Raw genomic sequence first — 22366 nt, forward strand, 5'->3', positions numbered from 1 at the left:
CGCCCCGCCCGCCCGGCCCGTCGGCCCCGCTGCTGCGGGGGGTGCGGCCGACGTAGGGTGACGCCACCATGTCTCGGCTCGTGGGTCGCCTCGACCTGCTCCGGGAGGTCGCGGACCTCCTCGGGCAGGGGACGCCGGTCGCCCTCCACGGGCCCCACGGCAGCGGTCGCAGCGCCCTGCTCGACGAGCTCGAGGCCGCGGCCCACGCCCGCGGCGAGACGGTGCTGCGGGCGGCGGGCGTGCCGGCCGAGCGGCGCCTGCCGCTGGCGGCGCTGCGCGACCTGGTGGCCCAGCTGCCCCGCCCGCTGGTCGACGCCGCACTGCTCGCGGTGGCGCCCGCCGCGCGCGACCGGGTGGGCGCCGGCCTCCTCGGGCTGCCCGACGACGTCGACGACGCCCTGCGCGCCCGGCTCGGCGCCACCCTGCAGGCCCTGCTGGCCGGGCTGTCGACGACCGCGCCGGTGCTGGTGCTGCTCGACGACGTGCAGTGGCTCGACGCCGAGTCGTCGGCGGTGGTCGGCTACGCCCGGCGCCGGCTCCCGGGGCGGGTGCGGCTGGTGTCCACCGTCGGGCCGGTCCGGACCACGGACGCCGGCGCGGCCGACCTGGCCGACCTGCACCAGCTGAGCGTGCCGCCGCTGCGCCCGGGCGACACCATCGAGCTGCTCGCCCGCCTGGGGCTGCCGGCCCATGTCGCCCAGCGCGTGCACCTCGACGCCGCCGGCCTACCGGCACCGGCGCTCGCCCTGGCCGGCGCGCTGCGCGACGAGCCCGCCCTGCTCGGACGACCGGTGCCGCTGCCGGCCAGCATCGAGGGGGTGCTGCGCGAGCGGCTGCTCGCCCTGCCCGACGGCGTGCGGGAGACGTTGCTGGTGGCCGCTGCGCTGCACCGGCCCACCGCGCGCCAGCTGGCGCGCTGCGGACGCCTCGACGCCGAGCACGACCTGCGCCACGCCGAGCTCGCCGGGCTCGTGGTGCGCGAGCGCGACGACGTGGTGGAGGGCGGGGTGCGGTTCACCCCGGCCCGGCTGCGCCGCGTGCTGCTCGACGTCACCCCGGCCACGCGCCGGGCGGCGCTCCACCACGACCTCGCCCGCTGGGCCGCCCGACCCGCCGAGGCGGCGCGCCACCGCGCCCTGGCCGACCCGCGGCCCGACGCCGCGCTGGCCGGTGACCTCGCGACGCAGGCGGCCGCGGCCGCGGCGTACGGCGCCCGCGAGCTGGCCGCCGAGCTCTACGTGCTCGCCGCCGACCGCGCCCCGGCCGAGCGGGCCGCCGACGCGGTGGAGTGGCTGGCCACCGGCATCGAGACCGCGGCTCCGGGCAACCACGGCGAGCTGGTGCACCGGGCGCTGGGCGACCTGCTCGACGCCGCGCCGAGCCCCGCGCAGACCGTGCGGGTGCGCCTCGCGCTGGCCGAGCTGGCCGGCTCCCCGGCCGGCACCCTCGACGAGGTGCTGGCGGTGGCGCTGGCCGACGCCGGTGACGACGACCGGCTGGTGGCGATGGTCCTGCTGCAGCGCTGCCGGGTGGCGCTGATGGAGGCGCGGCCCGAGGAGGCGGTGCGCCGCGGACGCCACGCCGTCGACCTGATGGCCCGCGCCGGCGACGACCTCGGGCGCGCCGCCGCGCTCACCGCGCTGGCCGCGGCCCACCGCTGGGTGGGCGGGCCCCACGCGGAGACCCTGGCCAGTGCCGTGCGCCTCGCGGGGCCGGGGCCCGGGCCCGACGGGCTGGTGCACACCTCGCCGGGCTACATGGCGGCGCGCTTCGCCTTCTACGACGACCGCCTCGACGTCGCCTGGAGCGCGTTCCGCACGATGCTCGGGCAGGTCGACCGCGGGGCCGGCGCCGACCAGGTGCACGTGCTGCGGTGCCTGGTGGAGGTGGGCGCGCGGGCCGGGCACTGCCGCGAGGTGGTCGAGTACGCCGCCCGGGCGGCCCGGGTGGCGCAGGCCCACGGCCTCGACCCCCACACCGCCTGGTTCGTCTCCGCCCAGGCCGAGCTGGTGGCCGGTGACCTCGGCGAGGCGCGGCGGCTGGCGGAGCGCGGCGCCGCCGCGGCCGAGGACAGCGGCGACCTGCGCTACCTCCAGCGCCACCTCGTCGTGCTCGGCCAGGCGCTGCTGCGCGGGGGCGACGCCGCGCGGGCGGCGCTGGTGCTGGGTCGGCTGCCCGCCCTCGAGGCCAGCCACGGCATCGCCGACCCGACGGTCAACCGCTGGCAGCACGACCTGGTCGCGGCCCTCACCCGCCTCGGCCGCTACGGCGAGGCCGCCGACCTGCTGGCCGCCACCCGGCAGGCCCTCGACGGGCGCAGCGGCACCGACGGGGTGCGCGCCCAGCTCGACCGCGCCGAGGGCGAGCTGCTCACCGCGCGCGGCGACGTGGACGCCGCGCTGCTGCTGCTCGAGCGGGCGGCCGTGGCGTGCGCCGTGCTCGGCCTGCGCGTCGACCTCGCCCGCACGACCGTGGCGCGTGCCCACCTCGAGCGGCGCCGCCGCCGCGCCGCGGCCGCGCGCACCGCGCTCGAGGACGCGCTGGCCCAGCTCACCGCGCTGCGCGCCCGACCGTGGGTCGCGCAGGTGCAGGCCGAGCTCGCCCGCGACCTGGTCCCCGGGGCCGGCCCGGTGGCCGTCGCCGGCGTGGCCGGCACGACCGGCACGACCGGCACGGCCGGCCCGGCCGGGGCAACCGGCGCAGCGCTGCTGGAGCGGCTCACCGAGACCGAGGCCCGCATCGCCCACGAGGTGGCGACCGGCGCCAGCAACCGCGAGATCGCCGAGCGCACCTTCGTCAGCGTGAAGACCGTCGAGGCCACGCTGACGCGCGTCTACCGCCGCCTCGGCGTGCGCTCGCGCACCCAGCTGGCCACCCTGCTGCGCCCCGGCGCCGAGGGCTGAGCCGCGGTGTGGGCGCGGGGCCGGACGGACCGGCCCCGCGCTCGCCGTGCGTGGGCGTGCCGCGTGGGGACGTCGGGCACACCCGTGCAAGGACGGACCCCTCGCTGCATGGGGTCAGCAAGGGGTCCACCGCCGTCGTCGGATTGCTCCCTCCGAGTTCGACGTGGCGAGTTTCCCACGGTGGGGGCGACGGTGTCACCGACTTGTCACAAGTGCGGGCCCGCAGTTGGATCGAGGACATGACTGGTCTCGACGTCCCCTCCTCCCTGCTGTCCGACGAGCACCGGGGGATCCTGGTAGGCGGCACGTGGCGCCCCGCGGCGGGCGGCGAGGTGTTCGACGTCCTCGACCCCGCCGACGGCTCGGTGCTCACCCAGGTGGCCGACGCCTCGGTCGACGACGCCCGCGCGGCGCTCGACGCCGCGGTGGCCGCGCAGGCCGGGTGGGCGGCCACCGCCCCGCGTGAGCGCGGCGAGATCCTGCGCCGCGCGTTCGAGGCCGTGGCGGCCGCCGCCGACGACCTCGCGCTCCTGATGAGCCTGGAGATGGGCAAGACCGTCAAGGAGGCCAAGGGCGAGGTGGCCTACGGCAACGAGTTCTTCCGGTGGTACTCCGAGGAGGCCGTGCGCATCCACGGGCGCTGGATGCAGGCCCCCGCCGGGGGCAGCCGGCTGCTGACGATCAAGAAGCCCGTCGGGCCCTGCTTCTTCGTCACGCCGTGGAACTTCCCGCTCGCGATGGGCACCCGCAAGATCGGCCCGGCGGTCGCCGCCGGCTGCACGATGGTGGTCAAGCCCGCTGCGCAGACCCCGCTGACCATGCTGGCGCTGGCGCGCATCCTCGGCGAGGCCGGCCTGCCCGACGGCGTCCTCAACGTGGTGCCGTCGACGCGGGCCGCGGAGATCAGCCAGGCGCTGCAGGGCGACGACCGGCTGCGCAAGGTCAGCTTCACCGGCTCCACGGGCGTCGGCAAGGTGCTGGTGCGCCAGTCGGCCGACCGGCTGCAGCGGGTGTCGATGGAGCTCGGCGGCAACGCGCCGTTCCTGGTGTTCGAGGACGCCGACGTCGACGCCGCGGTCGACGGCGCCATGGTGGCCAAGATGCGCAACATGGGCGAGGCCTGCACCGCCGCCAACCGGTTCCTCGTGCACTCCTCGGTGGCCGAGCGCTTCGCCGCCGCCCTGGGCGAGCGGATGGGCGGGCTCACCGTGGGCCGCGGGCAGGACGACGGCGTCGACGTGGGCCCGCTGATCGACGAGAAGGCCGTCGAGTCGGTCACCACGCTGGTCGGCGACGCCGTCGACGCCGGTGCCCGGGTCGTCACGGGCGGCTCGCCCGTCGACGGCGCGGGCTGGTTCTACCCCCCGACGGTGCTGCTCGACGTACCGGCCGACAGCGCGCTGAACCGCGAGGAGATCTTCGGCCCCGTGGCGCCGGTGACCACCTTCGAGACCGAGGACGAGGCGCTGGCGCTGGCCAACGACACCGAGTACGGCCTGGCCTCGTACGTCTACACCCGCGACCTCTCGCGCACGATCCGGCTGGCCGAGCGCCTGGAGTTCGGCATGGTCGGCGTCAACACCGGCCTGATCTCCAACCCCGCCGCCCCCTTCGGTGGGGTCAAGTCCTCCGGCTTCGGGCGCGAGGGCGGCTTCGAGGGCATCGAGGAGTACCTCGAGACCACCTACGTCGCCCTGCCGGCCGGCTGAGGCGGGGCGGGGCGGGGCAGTTTCCCCGCTCGAGCGGGGAAACTGCCTCTTGGTGGCTGAAATATCCGCCACCATGTTCCGGTTTCCCCGGCCGGCCGGGGAAACTGCCTGCCCCGCTCAGGCGGGCCCGGTGCCGTCGACGGGGGTGACCTCGAGGCCGGTGCCGACGGCGGCCTTGCCGACCGACTGCTTGATCAGCGCCTCGAGGTCGAGGCCGGTGGCGGTCTTCAGCATCGTCAGCGTCTGCACGACGTTGTCGGTGACCTGCTTCGGCATCGCGCCGGCGCCGTCGGTGGAGATGACGGTGAGCTGGTCGATCGCGCTGATCGGGGCGGCGACCTCGCGGGCGATCTGCGGGAGCACCTCGATCAGCATCTGCAGCACGGCGGCGTCGTTGTAGTTGGCGAAGGCCTCGGCGCGCTTGTCCATCGCCTCCGCCTCGGCCTGGCCGATGGCCAGGGTGGCCGCGGCCTGCGCCTCGCCCTCGGCCCGGGTGGCCTCCGCCTCCGCCGTACGACGGGCACGCTCGGCCTCACCGCGGCGCTCGCCCTCGATGGCCTCGGCCTCGGCGAGCGCGGTGCGCCGGGACTTCTCGGCCTCACCGCTGAGCCGGGCCTCCTCGGCGCCGGCCTGGGCGGCGGCGATGGTGGCGGCCTTGCGCGCCTCGGCGCCGGCGATCTCCGAGCTGCGGCGCGCCTCGGCCTCCTGCTCCACCTTGTAGCGGGCGGCGTCGGCCGGCTTGCGCACCTCGGTCTCCAGGTTGCGCTCGGTCAGCGCGGCCTGGCGCACCGCCACCTTCTCCTGCTCCAGCAGGATCGCCTGGTCGCGGTCGGCCTGGGCCAGCGGGCCGGCCGAGGCGGCGTTGGCGGAGGCGGCGTCGGTCTCGGCCTTGATCTCGGCCTGCTTCAGCGCCAGCGCGCGCTGGGAGACCGCGATCTCCTGCTCCGCGGCGATCTGCGCCTGCTCGGCGGCCTGGCGGGCGTTGGCCTCGGCGATGCGGGCGGCCTGCCCGACGCGGGCGGCCTCGGGGCGACCGAGGTCGGCGAGGTAGCTGCCGTCGTCGGTGACGTCCTGGATCTGGAACGCGTCGAGGATCAGGCCCTGCCCGGTCAGCGAGTTCTCCGACTCGTCGGCCACGCGCTGGGCGAAGGCGGCCCGGTCGCGGATGATCTGCTCCACGGTCAGCCCGCCCACGATCGAGCGCAGCGCGCCGGCGAGCACCTCCTGGGTGAACGCCTCGACGTCGGCCTGCTGCGACAGGAAGCGCTGGGCGGCCAGCCGGATCTGGTCGGCGTTGCCGCCGACCTTCACGATCGCCACGCCCTCGACGTTGAGCTTGATGCCCTGCCCCGACACCGCGCCGCGGATCTGTACCGAGATGCGCCGCGACGACAGGTCGAGGGTGGCCAGCTTCTGCACGAACGGGATGACGAACGTGCCGCCGCCGAGGATGACCTTCTGCCCCGACAGGTCGGTGGTCAGCGCACCGGTCTCGGGGTTGAGCACCGCCTTGCCCTTGCGGCCGGTGACGATGTACGCCTCGTTGGGCCCGGCCACCTTGTAGCGGCTGGTGACCAGCAGCACGAGGAGGACGAGCAGGACGAGGAGCCCGCCGAGCGGGATGAGCAGGTCCATGGGTGACCTTCCGGGAGTGGGGCGGTGACGAGCGGGGCGGGGCGAGCGGGGTGGGGCGAGCGGGGTGGGGCGGGACGGGAGCGGTGGTGCTCAGCGCACCTCGGGCCACAGCGGCGCGACGGTGACGGCGGTGGGGGAGAGCACGCTGGTGACGTGCACCCGCGTGCCGGGCGCGAGCGGCGCCTCGGCGCGGGCGTTGAGGCGCACGGTGTGGCCGCCGACCAGCACGTCGACGACGCCGTACCCGTCGACCGGCACGGCGTTGACCACCCGGCCGTCGCGGCCCAGGGCGTCGTCGGTGGTGAGGGTGTCGTCGCTGCCGCCGTCGCGCACCAGGCGGGTCAGCCACGTCGCGAACCACCCCGCCACGACGCCGGCGACCACGCCGACGGGCAGCGACAGCGCGAGGGGTGCACCGAGCGCCTGGGCGGTGGCGCCCCCGAAGCCGAGCGCGGAGAGGAAGCCGCCGAGCACGGCGGTGGAGAACACGTCGCCCGACAGCGCGTCGAGGAGGCCGTCGAGCACGTCGCCGAGCAGCAGCGAGACGGTGAGCACCACGAGCCCGACCAGCCCGACCACCACGTAGACCGTCACCCGCGCCGCCCCCCTCTCCGCGCCGGGGAGCCCCGGTCGACAGCCAGCATGTCCGAGCGGCCCCCCGCGCAAACCCCGGCCCCACGCGGCACACTGCGCTCATGGAGCTGTGGGGCGACCTCGCCGAGCGCTACCGCGACTTCGCGGCGTACGCCGACGGCGACTCGTCCTGCTTCGCCGACTGGGCGCGCGCGGTGGCCGACGACCCCGAGGTGCTGGCCTGGCTCGCGACGCTGCCCGACGCGAAGCGCCAGCCCAACCTGGTGCTGGCCGCGGCCCGCTGGCACGGCGTGGCGGCGCCGGGGCCGTACGCCGGGCTGCGCGACGCGCTGCTCGGCGACGACGGGCGGCTGCGCGCCACCGTGCTGTCGCGGGCCACGCAGACCAACGAGGCCGGTCGACTGGCCACGCTGCGCCCGGCGTTCGCGCTGGCCGCGGCAGGAGGCGACGAGCCGCTGGTGCTGCTCGAGGTGGGTGCCAGCGCCGGGCTCTGCCTCCACCCCGACCGCTGGCGCTACCGCTGGACGACGCCCGAGGGCGCTGTCGAGCAGGGTGGGCCGGCGCTGCCGCTGCTCACCTGCGACGTCACCGCGACCGGCCCGGCGGGCGTGCCGGTCGACCTGCTGCGCGCCCCGCTGCCGCCGGTGGCCTGGCGCGGCGGCCTCGACCTGCACCCGCTCGACGTCACCGACCCCGACCACCCCGACGACGCGACCTGGCTGCGCGCACTGGTGTGGCCCGAGCACGACGACCGCCGGGCCCGCCTCGACCAGGCGGTGGAGGTGGCCAGGGCCGACCCGCCCGACCTGCGCCGCGGCGACCTGCTCACCGACCTGCCTGCGCTGGTGGCAGAGGTCGCCCCGCGCGGACGCGTCGTGGTGTTCCACAGCGCGGTCGTGGCCTACCTCGACGACGCCGGGCGCCGCGACTTCACCACGATGATGACCGGTCTGGTCGCCGACGGCGCCTGCCGCTGGGTGAGCAACGAGGGGCGCGGCGTGCTGCCGGAGGTCACCGCCACGGTCGCCGGGCTCGACCCGGCTCGCTCCACGTTCGTGCTGGCTCTCGACGGGCGTGCGCTGGCCCTCACCCACGGCCACGGGCGGCGCATGGAGTGGCTGGGCTGAGCGCGGCACCACGCAGGCTCAGTCGGCGAGCAGCACGGCGAGCTGGGCACGCGAGGAGATGCCGAGCTTGCGGTAGATGCGGGACAGGTGCCACTCCACGGCCTTCACGGTGACGTCGAGTCGGGCGGCGACCTCGCGGTTGGTGGACCCGCCGGCCACGGCCGTCGCCACGAGCCGCTCGCGCTCGCCGAGCGGGGCCAGCAGCTCGGCGGCGGCGCGCCGCGGCTCCTCGCCGAGGTGGGTCAGCAGCCGCCGGGCGCGGTCGTGCAGCGGGCGCAGCCCCGACCGGCTGGCGAACCGCTCCACCGGGCGGAGCAGGGCGACGGCGCGTTCCCGGGCCTCGACGCCGAGGGTGAGCGCGAGGGCGCCTGCGAGGTCGGTGTCGACCTGGGCGGCCAGCCGGGCCGCCGGCACGCCCTCCAGCGCGGCGCGCGCGGCCTCGAGGCGGGCCACGGTGTCGGGGCCGGCCACCACGGTGGCGTGGGTGCGCAGCGCGCCCGCCAGCGCGTACGGCGACCCGGAGCGACCGGCCAGCGTGAGGTGCTCGCGGGCCAGCTCGCGGGCCTCGACCCGGTCTCCGGTGCGCACCAGTGCGATGGCCAGGCTGGCTCTCCACGGCAGCAGCGCGGGGTGCGCGTCGGGGTCGAGGCGGCCGGTGGCCCGGGCGTGCTCCACGCAGCCGGCGGTGTCGCCGGTGGCGGCGGCCAGCTCACCGAGGGCGTGGTGCACGACCGCCTGCACGACCTGGGCGGGGCGGTCGTCGGGTCCGACCGGGGCGAGGCGCAGCAGCACGCGACCCAGGTCGAGCGCGTCGCCGAGCGCACCGGTGGCGAGGTGGGCGTCCACGGCCGTGGCCACCGCCCGCACCGCCACCGGGTCGGGGCGCACGACGGTGCCGACCGGTCGCGGGGAGGGGTGCGGGGCCATCAGCGGCACCAGCAGCGGGGTCAGCGACTCCAGCGCCGCCCCGGCCCGCCCGGCGCGCAGCAGGTGGATGGCGCCGGCCACGGTGACCGCGGCCGCACCGGGCGTCGGGTCTGCACCGCCGGCCGGGTCCGGGGCGCCGGCGTGCGCGGGCGGGGGGAGCGTGCGGCGTCCGTCGAGCTGGCCGTCGCGGGCGCCGTTCAGGCCGGTGAGGTCGGTGCGGTCTGCGCGGTCGGGGCGGGCGCTCAGGCCGGTGGAGAGGGCCGCCGCCAGCTCGGCGGGACCGGGGCCGTCGGCTGCCGGGGTGCCCGGCGCGGCGGGCACCCCGGGTGTCGCGGGGGTGGTGCGCTCGCCGGACGGGGCGGCCGGGGAGACCTGCATGGGCACAGGTTAGGAAGCCCGGGGCTCCCCCGGCAGCCGTTTGGCCCGATTGACCCTCCCGGGCGTGGCGTCGGGCGTGGCGTCGGTCCTGCGGTGGGGTCGGGCCCGATGCCCCGGCACGTGGTCGACGTCACGGCCCAGCAGGGCCAGCAGCCGGACGTCGGGTGCGCTCGAGGCGGGCTCCTGCGCCGGGGCGAACGACCCGCCGGCGACGTCCAGCAGCAGCGGAGCCACCTCGAGCAGCCGCGCCGCGAGGGCCGCCGGCACGGGGTGCTCGGTGCCGGTCGCGCGTGCGACGTCCCAGCCGTGCACGGTGACCTCGAGCGCCGAGGCCGCCACCAGCAGCGGCGCCGGCAGGTCGCGGTCACCCACCGTGACGGTGGCGGGACGACCGGGTGCGGGCGCCACCCATGCCGCGAGCAGTGCGCAGGCCTTGACCTGCAGGCGCGCCACGACGTCCTCCCGCGGGTCGACGGCCCCCGGGCCCAGCGGCGCGGGCAGCCCCACCGACCCGGCGGCGGCCTCGGTGAAGGCGTCGAGGGAGTCCTCCATGTGGGCCAGCAGGGCCTGCAGGTCCCAGCGCGCGCACGGCGTCGGACGTCGCAGCCCGGCCGGGTCGAGGTCGACGCCGGCCAGCGCCACCCGGGTGTAGCCCAGCGACCGCTCGAGCAGCTCGACCGCCGGGCCGAGCCGCGGGATCACCCGTGGCTCGCCGGGGAGGGGCTCGCCGGGGTCGCCGGGTCAACGGCCGGGGTGGGGTCGCCGGGGGTCCAGCCGGTCGGCAGCCGCGCGGGGAGGCCGAAGCGGGTGAAGTCGACGTCGAAGAACGCGCCGACGTGGCGCACGCGCTCGCCGTCGAGCTCCAGCACCTGCAGGTGGAACGGCTCGAAGTCGCCGGCGGGGGTGCGCATGTAGAGGCCGAAGGCGGGCTGGCCGTTGGCGGACGTCGCCAGCATCGGCATGTCGTGGTGACCGCCGGGGCACTGCCCGTCGATGAGGGCGCCGATGTTGGCGGCGCCGACGTACCAGCCGGTGAAGGGGGGCATCTCCCAGATCGCGTCGGCACGCAGCATCGCGACGACCTGGTCGACGTCCTTGCGCCAGAAGGCGTCGACGTAGCGCTCGAGCAGCCGCTCCTGGTCGGGGGTGAGCTCGGGGCGCACGGTGTCCTCGGTGAGGCCGCGCTGCTCCATCTGCGCGTGGGCGCGCTGGAGGGCGCTGTTGACGGCCGCCGACGTGGTGTCGAGGGCGGTGGCGACCTCGGCGGCCGACCAGCGCAGCACGTCGCGCAGGATCAGCACCGCGCGCTGGCGCGCCGGCAGGTGCTGCAGGGCGGCCACGAACGCGAGGCGGATCGAGTCGCGCTCGGCCACCACCACCGCGGCGTCCGGCACCGGCTCCAGCCAGGCGATCTCGTGGTCCTGCTCCAGGGCGTCGCCGGCCATCTGGTCGGGCGTGCCGAGGCCGGCCGGCAGCGGACGCCGCGGGCGGCCCTCGAGGTTGGTCAGGCAGACGTTGGTGGCGATGCGGTAGAGCCAGGTGCGGACCGACGAGCGGCCCTGGAAGTCGGCCGAGGCCTTCCAGGCGCGCAGGAACGTCTCCTGCACCAGGTCCTCGGCCTCGTGCACCGAGCCGCTCATCCGGTAGCAGTGGGCCAGCAGCTCGCGCTGGTAGCGCTCGGTCAGCGCCGGGAAGTCGGTCAGCTCGCCCTGCGCGGTCGCGCCGTGGGCGCTGCGGGTGGTGCGGGTCGTGCTCGTGCCGCTGGTCGTGCCGCTGGTCGTGCCGCTGGTCGTGCCGGTGCCTGTCTGGGTCATCGTCCTCGTGCCTGTCGCCGTGGCCGTCATCGCCGCTCCTGGTCCCTCGTCAGTGTGCCCGCCTGCACCGACCGGCGTCGACGGTCGAACTCATCGGTCCCGGGCGGACCTGCTGCGCCCGGCTGGGCCGGGTGGTGGCGGGGCCTGCGTCATACGAGTCGTGGAGGCGACTCCACGGAACGTATGACGCTCGGGGGGCCGCGGGGGCGGGCGGCGCGGGACGTCATGCAAATGGTGGAGGCGACTCCACAGAACGGATGACGTCCGGGTGGCCGCGGGGGCCCGCGGGCGGGACGTCATCCGAACGGTGGATGCGACTCCACGACTCGTATGACGCACGCCCCGCCTCAGCGGCAGGCGCCGGGAGCGGCGTCAGGACCGCGCGGCGGAGGCGCGCACGAGGTCGAGGGCGCGGCGGGCGGCGGGCTCGGCGAGGGCGCGGTCGGCCGGCACGAGACCGACGCGGGTACGACGGTCGAGCAGGTCGCCGACGTCGCAGGCGCCCTCGTGGGTGACGCCGAAGACCAGCTCGGCCAGCGTGGCCGGCACGCCGGGGGCCAGCGGGGCGAGCAGGGCGTCGGCGTCGAGGCCGGTGACCTCGCGGGCGGTGGCGAGCACCAGCGCGGCGTCGGTGCCGTAGCGGCGCACCAGCCGCTCGGGCTCCTCGAGCGCGGCGAGCACCGGTCGGGGGGCGGCGCCCAGCAGCGGCAGGGTGCGGGTGCGGCAGGGCCCTGCGTCGGCGGCCCCGGGGCCGAGGGCGAGCACGGCGGCGTCGACGGCGTCCTGCGCCATCCGGCGGTAGGTGGTGAGCTTGCCGCCGACCACGGTCACCACGCCGCCCGGCCCGGGCAGCACGGCGTGGCGGCGCGACAGGTCGGAGGTGGAGCCGTCGGCGCTGTCGAGCAGCGGGCGCAGCCCGGCGAAGGCACCCACCACGTCGTGGCGGTGCAGCGGCCGGGCGAAGCACGCCGAGACGACGTCGAGCAGGAAGCCGACCTCGGGCTCGGTGGGCTGCGGCACGTCGGGCACGGGCCCGTCGGTGGGTTCGTCGGTGAGCCCGACGTACACCGTGCCGTCGGCCTGGGGGAGCACCAGCACGAAGCGGTTGCGGTGGCCCGGCACGGGCGCGAACACGCTGACCCGCAGCCCGGGCAGCGTCTCCGCGCGCAGCACCAGGTGGGTGCCGCGGCTGGGCCGCAGGGTGACCCGCGGGTCGAGGGAGCCGGCCCAGACGCCGGTGGCGTTGACCACCGCGCCGGCGCTCACCACGTGGACGGCGCCGGTGAGCTCGTCGCGCAGCTCCACCCGCGAGCCGCCCGTGCCGCAGCCCGGGCCGCCCGGTCCGCCGTCCCGCGGGACGATCGACACCACCCGCGCGCGGGTGCGCACCTGCGCGCCGTGCGCGGCGGCGGTGCGGGCCAGCGTGGTGACCAGCCGGGCGTCGTCCTCGAGGTGGCCGTCCCAGCTGAGCAGGCCGCCGCGCAGGCCGTCGGGGCGCAGCGCCGGGGCGAGGCTGAGGGTCTCGGTCCGGGAGAGTCGCCGCGGCCGGGGCAGCGTGTCGGTGGAGGTGCGCGCGCCGCGGCGCAGCGCGTCGCCGGCCAGCAGCCCGGCGCGGGTCACGGTCTCCTGGGCCCGGCCCAGCGAGGTGGTGAGCGGCAGCAGCATCGGGGCGGGCCGGGTGAGGTGGGGCGCGGTGACGTCCATCAGCACCCCACGCTCCACCGCGCTCTCGTGGGCCACCGCGACCTGCCCCTGGGCGAGGTAGCGCAGGCCGCCGTGCACCAGCTTCGACGACCACCGCGACGTGCCGAACGCCAGGTCGTGGGCGTCCACGGCCAGCACCCGCAGCCCGCGGGTGGCGGCGTCGAGCGCGGCCCCGGCGCCGGTGACACCGAGCCCCACGACCAGCACGTCGACGTCGGTGGCCGCGCCGGTCAGCCCGGCCGCGATCCGCATGGCCGACCCGTCGCGGCTCACGGGCGCAGCGCCCGGGTGAGCGTCGTGGTCAGCTCGTCGTCGAGGGCCGTCGCGTCCACCCGGTCGTCGACCATGGTGTGGGCCGACAGCACGTGGCCGTGCACGGCCAGCACGAGCCCGCGGGCGATCGTCGTGGCGTCGCCGGCCCGCACGGCTCCGGCGTCCTGGCCGGCGCGCACGGCCTGCTCCACGACGTCGAGCACCAGGTCCTGGGAGCGGCCGCGTCGGGAGAGCAGGTAGGGCAGCACGAGCTCGGGGTCGAGCTCGACGATGCGCACGAACAGCTCGTCGTCGCGCAGCCCCCGCACGGTGGCCGAGACCTGCGCGACCAGCCGCTCGACGGGCGGCAGGTCGGCACCGGCGCTGACCGCGTCGACGACCACCGCCGACCACTCGCGCGTCATCAGGTCGCCGAGCAGCGTGGGCATGTCGGCCCAGGAGCGGTAGATCGTCATCCGCGACACCCCGGCACGGCGGGCCACCTCGGTCAGGGTCGTCCGGCGCCACCCGACGTCGAGGATGCAGGCGCGGGCGGCGTCGAGGTACCCGTCGCGCGGGTCGACCGGGCCGCCGGCCGCAGCGTTGTGACGAAGTGACGACATGTGTCACACTGTAACACGTGACCACGACCACGCCCGGCGCCGACGGACCGCCCGCACCGCACCCCGAGACCCCGTCGACCGAGGCGCGGCAGCCCGAGATGCACCCGCAGCGCTGGGGCCGGGCCGAGCGGGCGGCGCCGCTGCCGGAGGCCGCCCGGGGACTGGTGGAGCTGGCGTTCGGCGTCGACGAGCGCACGCCGGTGAGCGACCCGGTGCCGCCGCCGTCCCGGCTGGCGCCCGAGGTGCACGCCGCGCTGGTGGCGCTGCTCGGCGAGGCGCACGTGTCGACCGACGACGCCGCACGCCGGCTGCGCACCCGCGGCAAGTCCACCGCCGACCTGCTGCGCGCCCGCGCCGGCGACCTCGCCGACGCCCCCGACGTCGTCGTGCGTCCCGCCGACCACGACGAGGTGGCCGCGGTGCTGGCCCTCGCCGTCGACCACCACCTCGCCGTGGTGCCCTTCGGTGGCGGTACGTCGGTCACCGGCGGCCTGGTGGCGCGCCGCGACGGCTGGGCCGGGGTGGTCAGCCTCGACCTGGGCCGGCTGCGCCGGCTCCTCGCGGTCGACGAGGTGTCGATGACCGCGGTGCTCGAGCCGGGGCTGCGCGGCCCGGAGGCCGAGGCGCTGCTCGGCGCCCACGGACTGACCCTGGGCCACTTCCCGCAGTCGTTCGAGCACGCCACGATCGGCGGCTTCGCCGCCACCCGCTCCAGCGGGCAGGCCAGCGCTGGCTACGGCCGCTTCGACAGCCTCGTGGTGGCCCTGCGCGCGGCGACCCCCCGCGGCGAGCTGCGCCTCGGCACCGCCCCCGCCAGCGCCGCCGGCCCCGACCTGCGCCAGCTGCTGCTCGGGTCGGAGGGCGCCTTCGGCGTGCTCACCGAGGTCACCGTGCGGGTGCGTCGGGCGCCCACCGCCACGGCGTACGAGGGCTGGCGCTGGCCCGACCTCGCGGCCGGCACCACCGCCCTGCGCACCCTCGCCCAGGCGGGGCTGCTGCCGACGGTGCTGCGGCTCTCCGACGAGGCCGAGACCGCGGTCAACCTGGCCCGCCCCGACGAGATCGGGGGCGAGGCGGCGGGCGGCTGCCTGATGGTGGTGGGCCACGAGGGCGATGCCACCACGGTCGCGGCGCGCCGGGCGGCGGTCGCCGCGGTGCTCGCCGACCTCGGCGGCACCCCCCTCGGTGACGAGCCCGGCGAGGCCTGGGTGCGCGGGCGCTACGACGGGCCCTACCTGCGCGACGCGCTGCTCGACGCCGGCGTGCTGGTGGAGACCCTGGAGACCGCCACGTTCTGGAGCGGGGTGCCGCGCCTGCACGCCGCGGTGCGCGAGGCGCTGGAGGCCTCGCTGGGCGCCGACGGCGGCTCGGTGCTGGTGCTGTGCCACGTGAGCCACGTCTACGAGACCGGCTGCTCGCTGTACTTCACCGTCGCCGCGCGCGGCGGCGACGACCCGCTGGCGCGGTGGGGCGCCGCCAAGGCGGCCGCGAGCGAGGCCATCATGGGCGCGGGTGGCACGATCACCCACCACCACGCCGTGGGCAGCGACCACCGGCCGTGGCTGGCGCAGGAGGTCGGCGGGCTCGGGGTGTCGCTGCTGCGCGCGGTCAAGGCCGAGCTCGATCCCACCGGCATCCTCAACCCCGGAGTCCTCGTCCCGTGACCCGTTCCTTCACCTTCCTGGTCAACCCCGCCTCGGGCGGCGGGGCCGCACCCGGGGCCGTCGTGCCGGTGGCCCGCCTGCTGCGCGAGGCCGGCGCCCGCGTCGACGTCACCTACTCCCCGGGCCCGCGCGCAGTGGCCGCGCTGGTCGACGAGGCGGTGGCCCGCGGCGACGTCGTGGTCTCGGTGGGCGGCGACGGGATGTTGTCCCACCTCGTCGGCGGCGTGGCCGCCGGAGGCGGCACCCTGGGCGTGCTGCCGGCCGGGCGTGGCAACGACTTCGCCCGCATGCTCGGCCTGCCCACCGACCCCGACGCCGTGGCCACCCTCCTCCTCGACGGCGCGGCCACCCCGGTCGACCTGCTCGCGTGGTGCCTGCCCGGAGCCCCCGAGCGGCTCGTCGCGGGCTCGGTCTACAGCGGCGTCGACGCCCGCGCCGCTGCTCTGGTCGACCGCATGCGCCGTACGCCGGCCGCGCTGCAGTACCCCCTCGGCGCGGTGCGCGCGCTCGCGACGTACCAGCCCGGGCGGTTCCGGGTCAGCGTCGACGGCGTCACCGCGGAGTACGCCGCCGCCACCGTGGTGGTCGCCAACTCGGGCTACTACGGCCAGGGCATGCACGTCGCCCCCGCGGCCGCCGTGGACGACGGCCGCCTCGACGTCGTGGTGGTCGAGGCCGCCTCGCGCCTCGAGCTGGTGCGCCGCTTCCCGAAGATCTACGACGGCTCCCACGTGCACCTGCCCGAGGTCACCGTGCTGACCGGCACCCGCGTCGAGCTCACCGCCGACTCGCGCACCCCCGTGCCCGTCGGCGCCGACGGCGAGCCGCTCGGCGTGCTGCCCCCGCTCGGCGCCGCCCCGGCCGTGGTCGAGCTGCGCCCCGCGGCGCTGACGGTGGTGCGCTGAGCCGCCGCCTCGCGCTGGCCGGTGCGTCATGCGAATGGTGGGTGCGACTCCACGATTCGCATGACGCCCGACCCGGCACCCGGGGCGTGACACCACGCCGAGGCGGAGGTCAGCCGGCGAAGGTCCAGACCAGCAGCTCGGTGGGTACGGCGGCGGTGACGTCGTGGGCGGGCTCGTCGGTGAACAGGTAGGCGTCGCCCGACTGCACCGGCTCGGCCAGCGAGGCGCGCATCAGGGCGCCGCGGGAGACGAAGACGTGGGCGAGGGGCGCGGCGGGCAGGGTCACCGTGTCGCCGGTCTCCAGGCGCAGCACCTGCAGCCGGGCGCCCGGCACGCGCGGCACCTCCAGCGACGTGGCACCGGGGTGCACGGCGTACGCCGGGGCGCGCTCGGCGTCGGGGTCGACGCGCAGCCAGACCTGCACCAGGCGCACCGGCCCCGCGCCGGCGACCGCCACCTCGCTGTGCGTGACGCCCGTGCCGCTGCTGAGCAGCGCCAGCGAGCCGGCCTCCACCCGCACGGGCTCGTCGCCGGCCTCGTCGGTGGCCCCGTGGCGGTGCTCGAGGGCGCCGCTGACGACGTAGGTGACGATCTCCAGGTCCTGGTGGTGGTGGGGGTCGAAGCCGGTCCCGCCGCGCAGGTGGTGGTCGTCGTGGCAGACCATCGGGCCGAAGGCGAGCCGCTCGGGGTCGTAGTGCTCGCCGAACGAGAAGGAGTGGCGGGTCTCCCGGCCGGGGGCGCGGCTGACGAAGCGAGCGGTTCCCCGGCGGATCTGGCTGGTCACGGCCATCATTGTGCCGTGCCGACCCCCCACCGCCCTGTCGCCGGCCCCCCGCCGCAGCTCGTGCCGGGCTCACGGATCGGGGTGCTGGGCGAGACGTTGGGCGAGACGTCGGGCGAGACCGCAGGGGCCGGCGTGGACGTCGCCGACACCGCGCTGCTGGCCGGCCTGGGGGTGACGTCGGTGCGGCTGGGGGTGTCCTGGCCCGGGCTGCAGCCCGACGGCCGCGGTCCGCTCGACGCCGCGGCCCTCGACCGGGCCGACCGCCGTCTGGATGCACTGGCCGAGGCCGGGGTGGCTCCGTCGGTGACGCTGCACGACGGCACGCTGCCGCGGGCGCTCCAGGACGACGGCGGGTGGCTCAACCCCGCCACGGCCGAGCGCTTCGGCGACCTCGCCGCCGCCCTCGCCGCCCGCTGGGGCGACCGCGTCGAGCACTGGGTGCCGGTCGACCGGCCCGCGGTCGTCGCGGTGGACGGCCACATGACCGGACGTCGGGCGCCGTGGCGGCGCCTGGCCTTCGACGCGCTGCCCGCCGCCCACCACCTGCTGCTCGGCCACGGCCTGGCCGTCGGTGCCCTGCGCGCCGGCGCCTCCGGGTGGCCCGGCCCGCGCGGGCCGCGGGTGAGCGTGGGGTGCGCCAACCACCACGCCCCGATGTGGCCGGTCAGCGACGACGCCGCCGACGTCGCCGCGACCAAGCTCTACGACGCGCTGTGGAACGCGATGTTCCTCGAGCCGATGCTGCTGGGCCGGCACCCCGTCGACCTGCAGCCCCTCCTCGACGACCTCGGGCTCGGCGGTGACCTCGCCACCGTGCGCCAGCCGCTGGACTTCTACGGCGTCACCTACGACAGCCCGGTCAAGATCGGCATCGCCGGCGAGGACTCCCCGCTGCCCTTCGAGGTGTGCGCGCTGCTGGGCCACCCCGTGACCGACGACGGCCTCCCGGTGGTGCCCGACGCGCTGCGCGAGTGGCTGATCACCCTGCGCGCCCGCTACCGCGCCGCGCTGCCCCCGGTGCACGTCACGCTGCTGGGCCCGGCGTACGGCGAGCACCGCGACGCCGACCGCGTCGACCACCTCGACGGCCACCTGCGTGCGGTGGCCACCGCCGCCCGGCGCGGCGTCGACGTGCGGGTGGTGCACGTGGGGCCCCTGCTCGACCCCCCCGCCGATCCGGTCGACCCCGCCGGACCCGCCGACGCCGCCGCCGACCCCGCTGGCCCCACCGACGCCAGGCGCACCCCGGCGCCCCGCGGGCTGGTGCGCACCGACGGCCCGGGCGCCCCGGCACCGCGCGCGGCGTACGGCTGGCTGGCCGAGACCATCGCCGCGCAGAGCCGCTCGCGGGGCTGACCCCGGCGGCACCGGGCGTCGCTAGGGTGAGGGCCATGTCGTCCGAGACCCCGGTGCCCCGCCCGTCCCCGGCGACCCCCGGCCCCGCGCCGACCGGCCCCGCGCCGACCAGCGACGTGCTGGCCGAGCCGACCGAGGTGCCGCGGCGCATCGTGTTCGTCGTCGGCCCGGGCCGCAGCGGCACCAGCACCATGGCCGGCGCGCTGCAGGCGCTCGGCATGCACGTGCCGCAGCCCGAGGTGGCCCCCGACGAGACCAACCCGAAGGGCCCCGTCGAGCCGCAGTGGGTGGTGGACCTGCACGACGAGCTGCTGGGGCGCTGCAACGTCGAGGTCGCCGACGCCCGGCCCTCGGCGTGGTTCGACGCCGGCAAGCTGGCCACCTACGGCCCGCTGCGCGCGCGGCTGCACACCTGGCTGGAGCAGCAGCTGGTCGAGGGCGGTCCCGAGCTGGTGGTGAAGGACCCCCGCGCGGCGTGGTTCCTCGGCCTGTGGCGGGCCGCGGCGCTGCGCTGCGACGCCACCCCGGCCTACGTCACGATGCTGCGCCCGCCGGCGGAGGTGGTGGGTGCCGGCGCGGCGTCCGGCGCCGCGGGCCACGAGGCGACCACCCGCACCGCGGCCTGGGTCAACGTCATGCTCCACACCGAGCGCGCGACGCGCGGGTCGCTGCGGGGCTTCGTGCGCTACGGCGACCTCCTCGACGACTGGACCGTGCCGGTGTTCGGCCTCGGGCAGCGCTTCGACCTCGACGCCGTGAAGGCCGCCTCGGCCAACGACGTGCGCGCCGTGCACCGCTTCGTCGACCCGGCGCTGCGCCGCGGGCAGCTCACCTGGGCCGACCTCGACGTACCCGCCCGGCTGCGCGAGGTGGCCCAGGAGTCGTGGCTGGCCCTCGACCGGCTCGCCGACGACGACGGCGACACCCCCGAGACCCACGCCCGCCTCGACGAGCTGCGCGCGGCCTACACCACGCTGTTCGAGGAGTCGGCGGCCGTCGCGTCGTCGGTCGCGGTGGCGGCGCGCCGGGAGGGCGAGGCGGCGGCCGTCGAGCCGGACGTGGTCGCGGCGCCTGCTGCCGGTCCTGCGCGCGCCGGGGTCGACCGGGTGCCCCACTCGGTGCGGGCGCTGGTGCCGCCGTCGGTGCGCCGGGGGCTGCGGAAGGCCGCGGGCCGCGCGCGATGAGCCCCGTGCGCGGCGCCGACATCCCCTGCCGGGAGGGCGACCCGGCCTACGACGTGCGCTGGCCCTGGCACCGTGGCCCGGCGATCCCCGGGCTGACCTGCGTGTTCCGCGTGCGCAACGAGGCGCACAACCTGCCGTGGGTGCTGCCGCCGATGCTCGAGGCGGTGCAGCGCGTCGTGCTGGTCGACAACCGCTCCGACGACGGCACCGCCGAGGTGGCCCGCCGGGTGGCCGAGGAGTGCGGCGCCGGCGACCGGCTCACCGTGCTCGACTACCCCTTCCAGGTGTCACGCGCCGGCACCGAGCACCTGACGACCCCGCCCGACTCCGTGCACTCGCTGACGCACTTCTACAACTGGTCGCTGTCGCAGGTGACGACGACGTACTCGATGAAGTGGGACGGCGACATGGTGCTGACCCGTGAGGGCTCCGCGCTGCTCGCCGACCTGTCGTGGCAGCTCGAGGACTCCGGCGCCGTGGTGGCGATCCCGCGCCACCCGCTGACCGTGGTGAGCGAGTCGCTGGCCTGGCTCGACCTCGGCTACCGCTTCCTGGAGCCGTGGGTCTACCCGATGGGCCCGGAGTACACCTTCAAGAAGGCCTTCGAGTGGGAGGTGCGCGAGTTCCCCGAGGACGCCGACCGCATCATCGCCCCCGAGGGGATGGTGGTGGAGCTGAAGTGGCTCGACCGCGACGAGTTCGCCCACTGGACCAGCCCGAACGACTTCGACTCCTCCCGGGCGCCGCGCAAGCGCCGCGAGTGGGAGGTGTGGAGCGCGCTGCGCGACGGCCGCGGTGACGAGGTCGTGGGGCTGCAGCGCATCGAGGCACCGCCGGGCGTCCACGTCGTCGACCACGTGACCCGCACCTGGCTGCCCCAGGCCCCCCGCCCGCTCGTCGGGCGGCTGGGCCGGCTCACCGTCTGAGGCACCGACCCCTCAGGCCAGCGCGGTCGCGAGCCGCCGTACCGCCTCGGTGAGCCGCTCGGGGCTGGTGGCGACGTTGAGCCGGGCGTGGCCGGGCAGGCCGGGGTGGTAGTCGTGACCGGGCGCCAGCCGCACCCGCCCGCGCTCGAGCGCCGCCGCGGCGGGGTCGTCGTGACCGAGCGCGCGCAGGTCGAGCCAGGCCAGGTACGTCGCCTCCAGCGGCCGCACCCGGGCCGCCGGCAGGTGCTCGGCGAGCAGTGCGCCGAGCAGGGTGCGCTGGGCGTCGAGCCGCTCCAGCAGGGCGTCGAGCCAGGGGTCGCCGTCGTCGTACGCCGCCACCGCGGCGACCACGCCGAGCGACGACCAGGAGTCGTTGCGGACCAGCTCGACCTCGCGCAGGCGACGGTGGGTGGCAGCGTCGGCGCTCACCACCTGGGCGCACTTCAGGCCCGCGGTGTTGAACGCCTTGCTCGCCGCCACCAGCGCGACGGCGTGGTCGGCGGTGCCGTCGAGGGACAGGTAGGGCACGTGCTCGGCGCCCGCCAGCACCAGCGGGGCGTGGATCTCGTCGCTGACCACCCGCCCGCCGTGGCGCACCACCACGTCGCGCACGGCCTCCAGCTCGGCGCGGGTGTGGGCGTGCCCGCAGGGGTTGTGCGGCTGGGTGAGCAGCAGCGTGCGGGCGCCGTCGGCGAAGAGCCGCTCGAGGTGGTCGAGGTCGAGCACGTAGGCGTCGCCGTCGGGGGTGACCGGCAGGTCCCACCGCTCCCGGCCGGTGACCCGGGGCAGGTCGAGCTGCGGGGCGTACGCCGGCAGCGGCAGCACCACCGGCCCGGGGTCGCTCAGCGCGTCGACCACCAGCCGCACCCCGGCGCTCACGTCGACGGTGGGCAGCACCTGCGCCGGGTCGACCTCCCAATCCCAGCGGCGCCGGGCGAACCCGGCGTACGCCTCGCCGAGCTCGGTGGGCGCGCCCTCGGTCGGGGCCATCGCGGGGTAGCCGGTGACGCCGCGCTCGATCGCGGCGTGGAGCGCAGCGGTGACCACCGGGGCGACGGCGTAGTCCATCTCGGCCACCCACAGCGGCAGCACGTCGGCGGGCACGTCCCACTTGGTGACCAGCGCGGCGCGGGCCTCGGCATCGGTGAGGTCGCGGATCATGGGTCGAACCTAGGCCACGCACCAGCCGCCGCACGGCGTCCGGCGGTCCTAGGGTGGGTGGCCTCGCACGCCACCCGTCCGCGTGCCCTCTCGGAAGGCCCGTCATGCGCCTCGTCCCCCGCCCGTCGACCGCCCTGCTGCCGCTGCTGCTCGCGGCCCCCCTCCTGGGCGCCGTGTCCGCCCCCGCCGCTGCGTCGGCTCCGGAGCCGGGCGCAGAGCCCGTCTCCACGACCGTGACGGTCGACGACCCCGCCGGCGACGTGGTCGTCGACGGCGGGAAGCGCAGGGCCTGGCGCGACGACCTCGACGTGTTCTCGGCGACCTACACCGTCGACCGGCCGGTGGACGCGGCGCCGTCGCTGCAGGTCACCTGGCAGGTCGACGACCTGGTGCGGCCCGCTCGGGCCCGCGGCCAGCAGCTGTTCGTCCTGACGGGCTCCTCCGGCGGGGAGAGCCGATGGACCGTCGTCGTCGCGGTGGGCCGCGACGGCCTCGTCGAGCTGCCGCCCGGGACCACCACCACGGAGGACTACCGCGGCGACGTGCTGGCCGTCGAGGTGCCGCTGAGCAGCCTGCCCGACGGGTCGGTGCGGCTGCGGTCGGCGTCGCTGGTCGAGGAGCGTGGCGGCGGCCGCGACCTGGGGTACGACACGGTGGCGTCCACCGGCCTGGTCGACCTCACCGACGCCGGCCCCAACGGCTGACCTCGGCCGGGCGCGC

General features: G+C 77.1%; 18 protein-coding genes. 9 read left to right on the plus strand and 9 right to left on the minus strand.

Features of this window, described 5'->3' with window-relative positions:
• Positions 1 to 68 precede the first annotated feature (68 nt).
• Positions 69 to 2903 (plus strand): helix-turn-helix transcriptional regulator, encoded by a 2835-nt coding sequence (locus AC4OR8_RS03545; RefSeq protein ID WP_492164188.1) that lies wholly within the window; start codon positions 69 to 71, stop codon positions 2901 to 2903.
• Positions 2904 to 3142: 239 nt separating this feature from the next.
• Entirely contained in the window at positions 3143 to 4612 is a 1470-nt protein-coding gene (locus AC4OR8_RS03550; protein ID WP_492164189.1) for an NAD-dependent succinate-semialdehyde dehydrogenase, read from the plus strand.
• Between the two features lie 117 nt (positions 4613 to 4729).
• Here AC4OR8_RS03550 and AC4OR8_RS03555 read toward each other — a convergent pair whose 3' ends face one another.
• Both AC4OR8_RS03555 and AC4OR8_RS03560 read right to left on the minus strand, forming a co-directional pair.
• Positions 4730 to 6247, minus strand: a complete 1518-nt coding sequence (locus AC4OR8_RS03555; protein WP_492164190.1) for a flotillin family protein — start codon at positions 6245 to 6247, stop codon at positions 4730 to 4732.
• A gap of 90 nt (positions 6248 to 6337) precedes the next feature.
• A complete protein-coding gene (locus AC4OR8_RS03560) occupies positions 6338 to 6841 on the minus strand; it encodes an NfeD C-terminal domain-containing protein (RefSeq protein ID WP_492164191.1) in 504 nt (167 codons plus the stop codon).
• A gap of 101 nt (positions 6842 to 6942) precedes the next feature.
• Between AC4OR8_RS03560 and AC4OR8_RS03565 the strand changes: the two genes are divergently transcribed.
• A complete protein-coding gene (locus AC4OR8_RS03565) occupies positions 6943 to 7968 on the plus strand; it encodes a DUF2332 domain-containing protein (protein WP_492164192.1) in 1026 nt (341 codons plus the stop codon).
• Positions 7969 to 7986: 18 nt separating this feature from the next.
• Here AC4OR8_RS03565 and AC4OR8_RS03570 read toward each other — a convergent pair whose 3' ends face one another.
• The 5 genes from AC4OR8_RS03570 to AC4OR8_RS03590 form a co-directional block, all read right to left on the minus strand.
• On the minus strand, positions 7987 to 9273 hold the full coding sequence (locus tag AC4OR8_RS03570) for a helix-turn-helix transcriptional regulator (RefSeq protein WP_492164193.1): 1287 nt from the start codon (positions 9271 to 9273) through the stop codon (positions 7987 to 7989).
• 9 nt (positions 9274 to 9282) lie between these two features.
• A complete protein-coding gene (locus AC4OR8_RS03575) occupies positions 9283 to 9975 on the minus strand; it encodes a TIGR03086 family metal-binding protein (protein WP_492164194.1) in 693 nt (230 codons plus the stop codon).
• Positions 9972 to 11087, minus strand: a complete 1116-nt coding sequence (locus AC4OR8_RS03580) for a sigma-70 family RNA polymerase sigma factor (protein WP_492164195.1) — start codon at positions 11085 to 11087, stop codon at positions 9972 to 9974. Before AC4OR8_RS03580 ends, AC4OR8_RS03575 begins: the two co-directional genes overlap by 4 nt.
• Positions 11088 to 11459: 372 nt before the next feature.
• Positions 11460 to 13043 (minus strand): glycerol-3-phosphate dehydrogenase/oxidase, encoded by a 1584-nt coding sequence (locus AC4OR8_RS03585; protein WP_492164196.1) that lies wholly within the window; start codon positions 13041 to 13043, stop codon positions 11460 to 11462.
• Positions 13044 to 13060: 17 nt separating this feature from the next.
• Positions 13061 to 13666 (minus strand): TetR/AcrR family transcriptional regulator, encoded by a 606-nt coding sequence (locus tag AC4OR8_RS03590; RefSeq protein WP_492164197.1) that lies wholly within the window; start codon positions 13664 to 13666, stop codon positions 13061 to 13063.
• A gap of 17 nt (positions 13667 to 13683) precedes the next feature.
• Here AC4OR8_RS03590 and AC4OR8_RS03595 point away from each other — a divergent pair, with 17 nt between their 5' ends.
• Both AC4OR8_RS03595 and AC4OR8_RS03600 read left to right on the plus strand, forming a co-directional pair.
• Positions 13684 to 15330, plus strand: coding sequence for an FAD-binding oxidoreductase (locus AC4OR8_RS03595; RefSeq protein WP_492164198.1), 1647 nt, complete (start codon positions 13684 to 13686; stop codon positions 15328 to 15330).
• A complete protein-coding gene (locus AC4OR8_RS03600) occupies positions 15327 to 16235 on the plus strand; it encodes a diacylglycerol/lipid kinase family protein (RefSeq protein ID WP_492164199.1) in 909 nt (302 codons plus the stop codon). Before AC4OR8_RS03595 ends, AC4OR8_RS03600 begins: the two co-directional genes overlap by 4 nt.
• Before the next feature lie 109 nt (positions 16236 to 16344).
• Here the strand turns inward: AC4OR8_RS03600 and AC4OR8_RS03605 are convergent, their stop codons facing one another.
• The gene (locus tag AC4OR8_RS03605) at positions 16345 to 17019 is read right to left on the minus strand and encodes a pirin family protein (protein WP_492164200.1); all 675 of its coding nucleotides are present in this window, start codon (positions 17017 to 17019) and stop codon (positions 16345 to 16347) included.
• A 15-nt stretch (positions 17020 to 17034) separates the two neighbouring features.
• Between AC4OR8_RS03605 and AC4OR8_RS03610 the strand changes: the two genes are divergently transcribed.
• The 3 genes from AC4OR8_RS03610 to AC4OR8_RS03620 are packed head-to-tail and all read left to right on the plus strand — an operon-like array spanning position 17035 to position 20485.
• The gene (locus AC4OR8_RS03610; protein ID WP_492164201.1) at positions 17035 to 18375 is read left to right on the plus strand and encodes a glycoside hydrolase family 1 protein; all 1341 of its coding nucleotides are present in this window, start codon (positions 17035 to 17037) and stop codon (positions 18373 to 18375) included.
• Between the two features lie 35 nt (positions 18376 to 18410).
• Complete coding sequence (locus tag AC4OR8_RS03615; RefSeq protein ID WP_492164202.1) at positions 18411 to 19559, plus strand: sulfotransferase family protein; 1149 nt, start codon at positions 18411 to 18413, stop codon at positions 19557 to 19559.
• Entirely contained in the window at positions 19556 to 20485 is a 930-nt protein-coding gene (locus tag AC4OR8_RS03620; RefSeq protein ID WP_492164203.1) for a hypothetical protein, read from the plus strand. The genes AC4OR8_RS03615 and AC4OR8_RS03620 overlap by 4 nt, the downstream gene beginning before the upstream one ends.
• A gap of 12 nt (positions 20486 to 20497) precedes the next feature.
• On the opposite strand, the gene AC4OR8_RS03625 is transcribed toward AC4OR8_RS03620, so the two are convergent.
• Entirely contained in the window at positions 20498 to 21646 is a 1149-nt protein-coding gene (locus AC4OR8_RS03625) for a MalY/PatB family protein (protein ID WP_492164204.1), read from the minus strand.
• Positions 21647 to 21750: 104 nt separating this feature from the next.
• On the opposite strand from AC4OR8_RS03625, the gene AC4OR8_RS03630 reads away from it, so the two are divergent.
• The gene (locus tag AC4OR8_RS03630) at positions 21751 to 22350 is read left to right on the plus strand and encodes a hypothetical protein (protein WP_492164205.1); all 600 of its coding nucleotides are present in this window, start codon (positions 21751 to 21753) and stop codon (positions 22348 to 22350) included.
• The last annotated feature ends 16 nt before the right edge of the window (positions 22351 to 22366 follow it).

Source organism: Nocardioides sp. FY1077 (genome assembly GCF_058681775.1).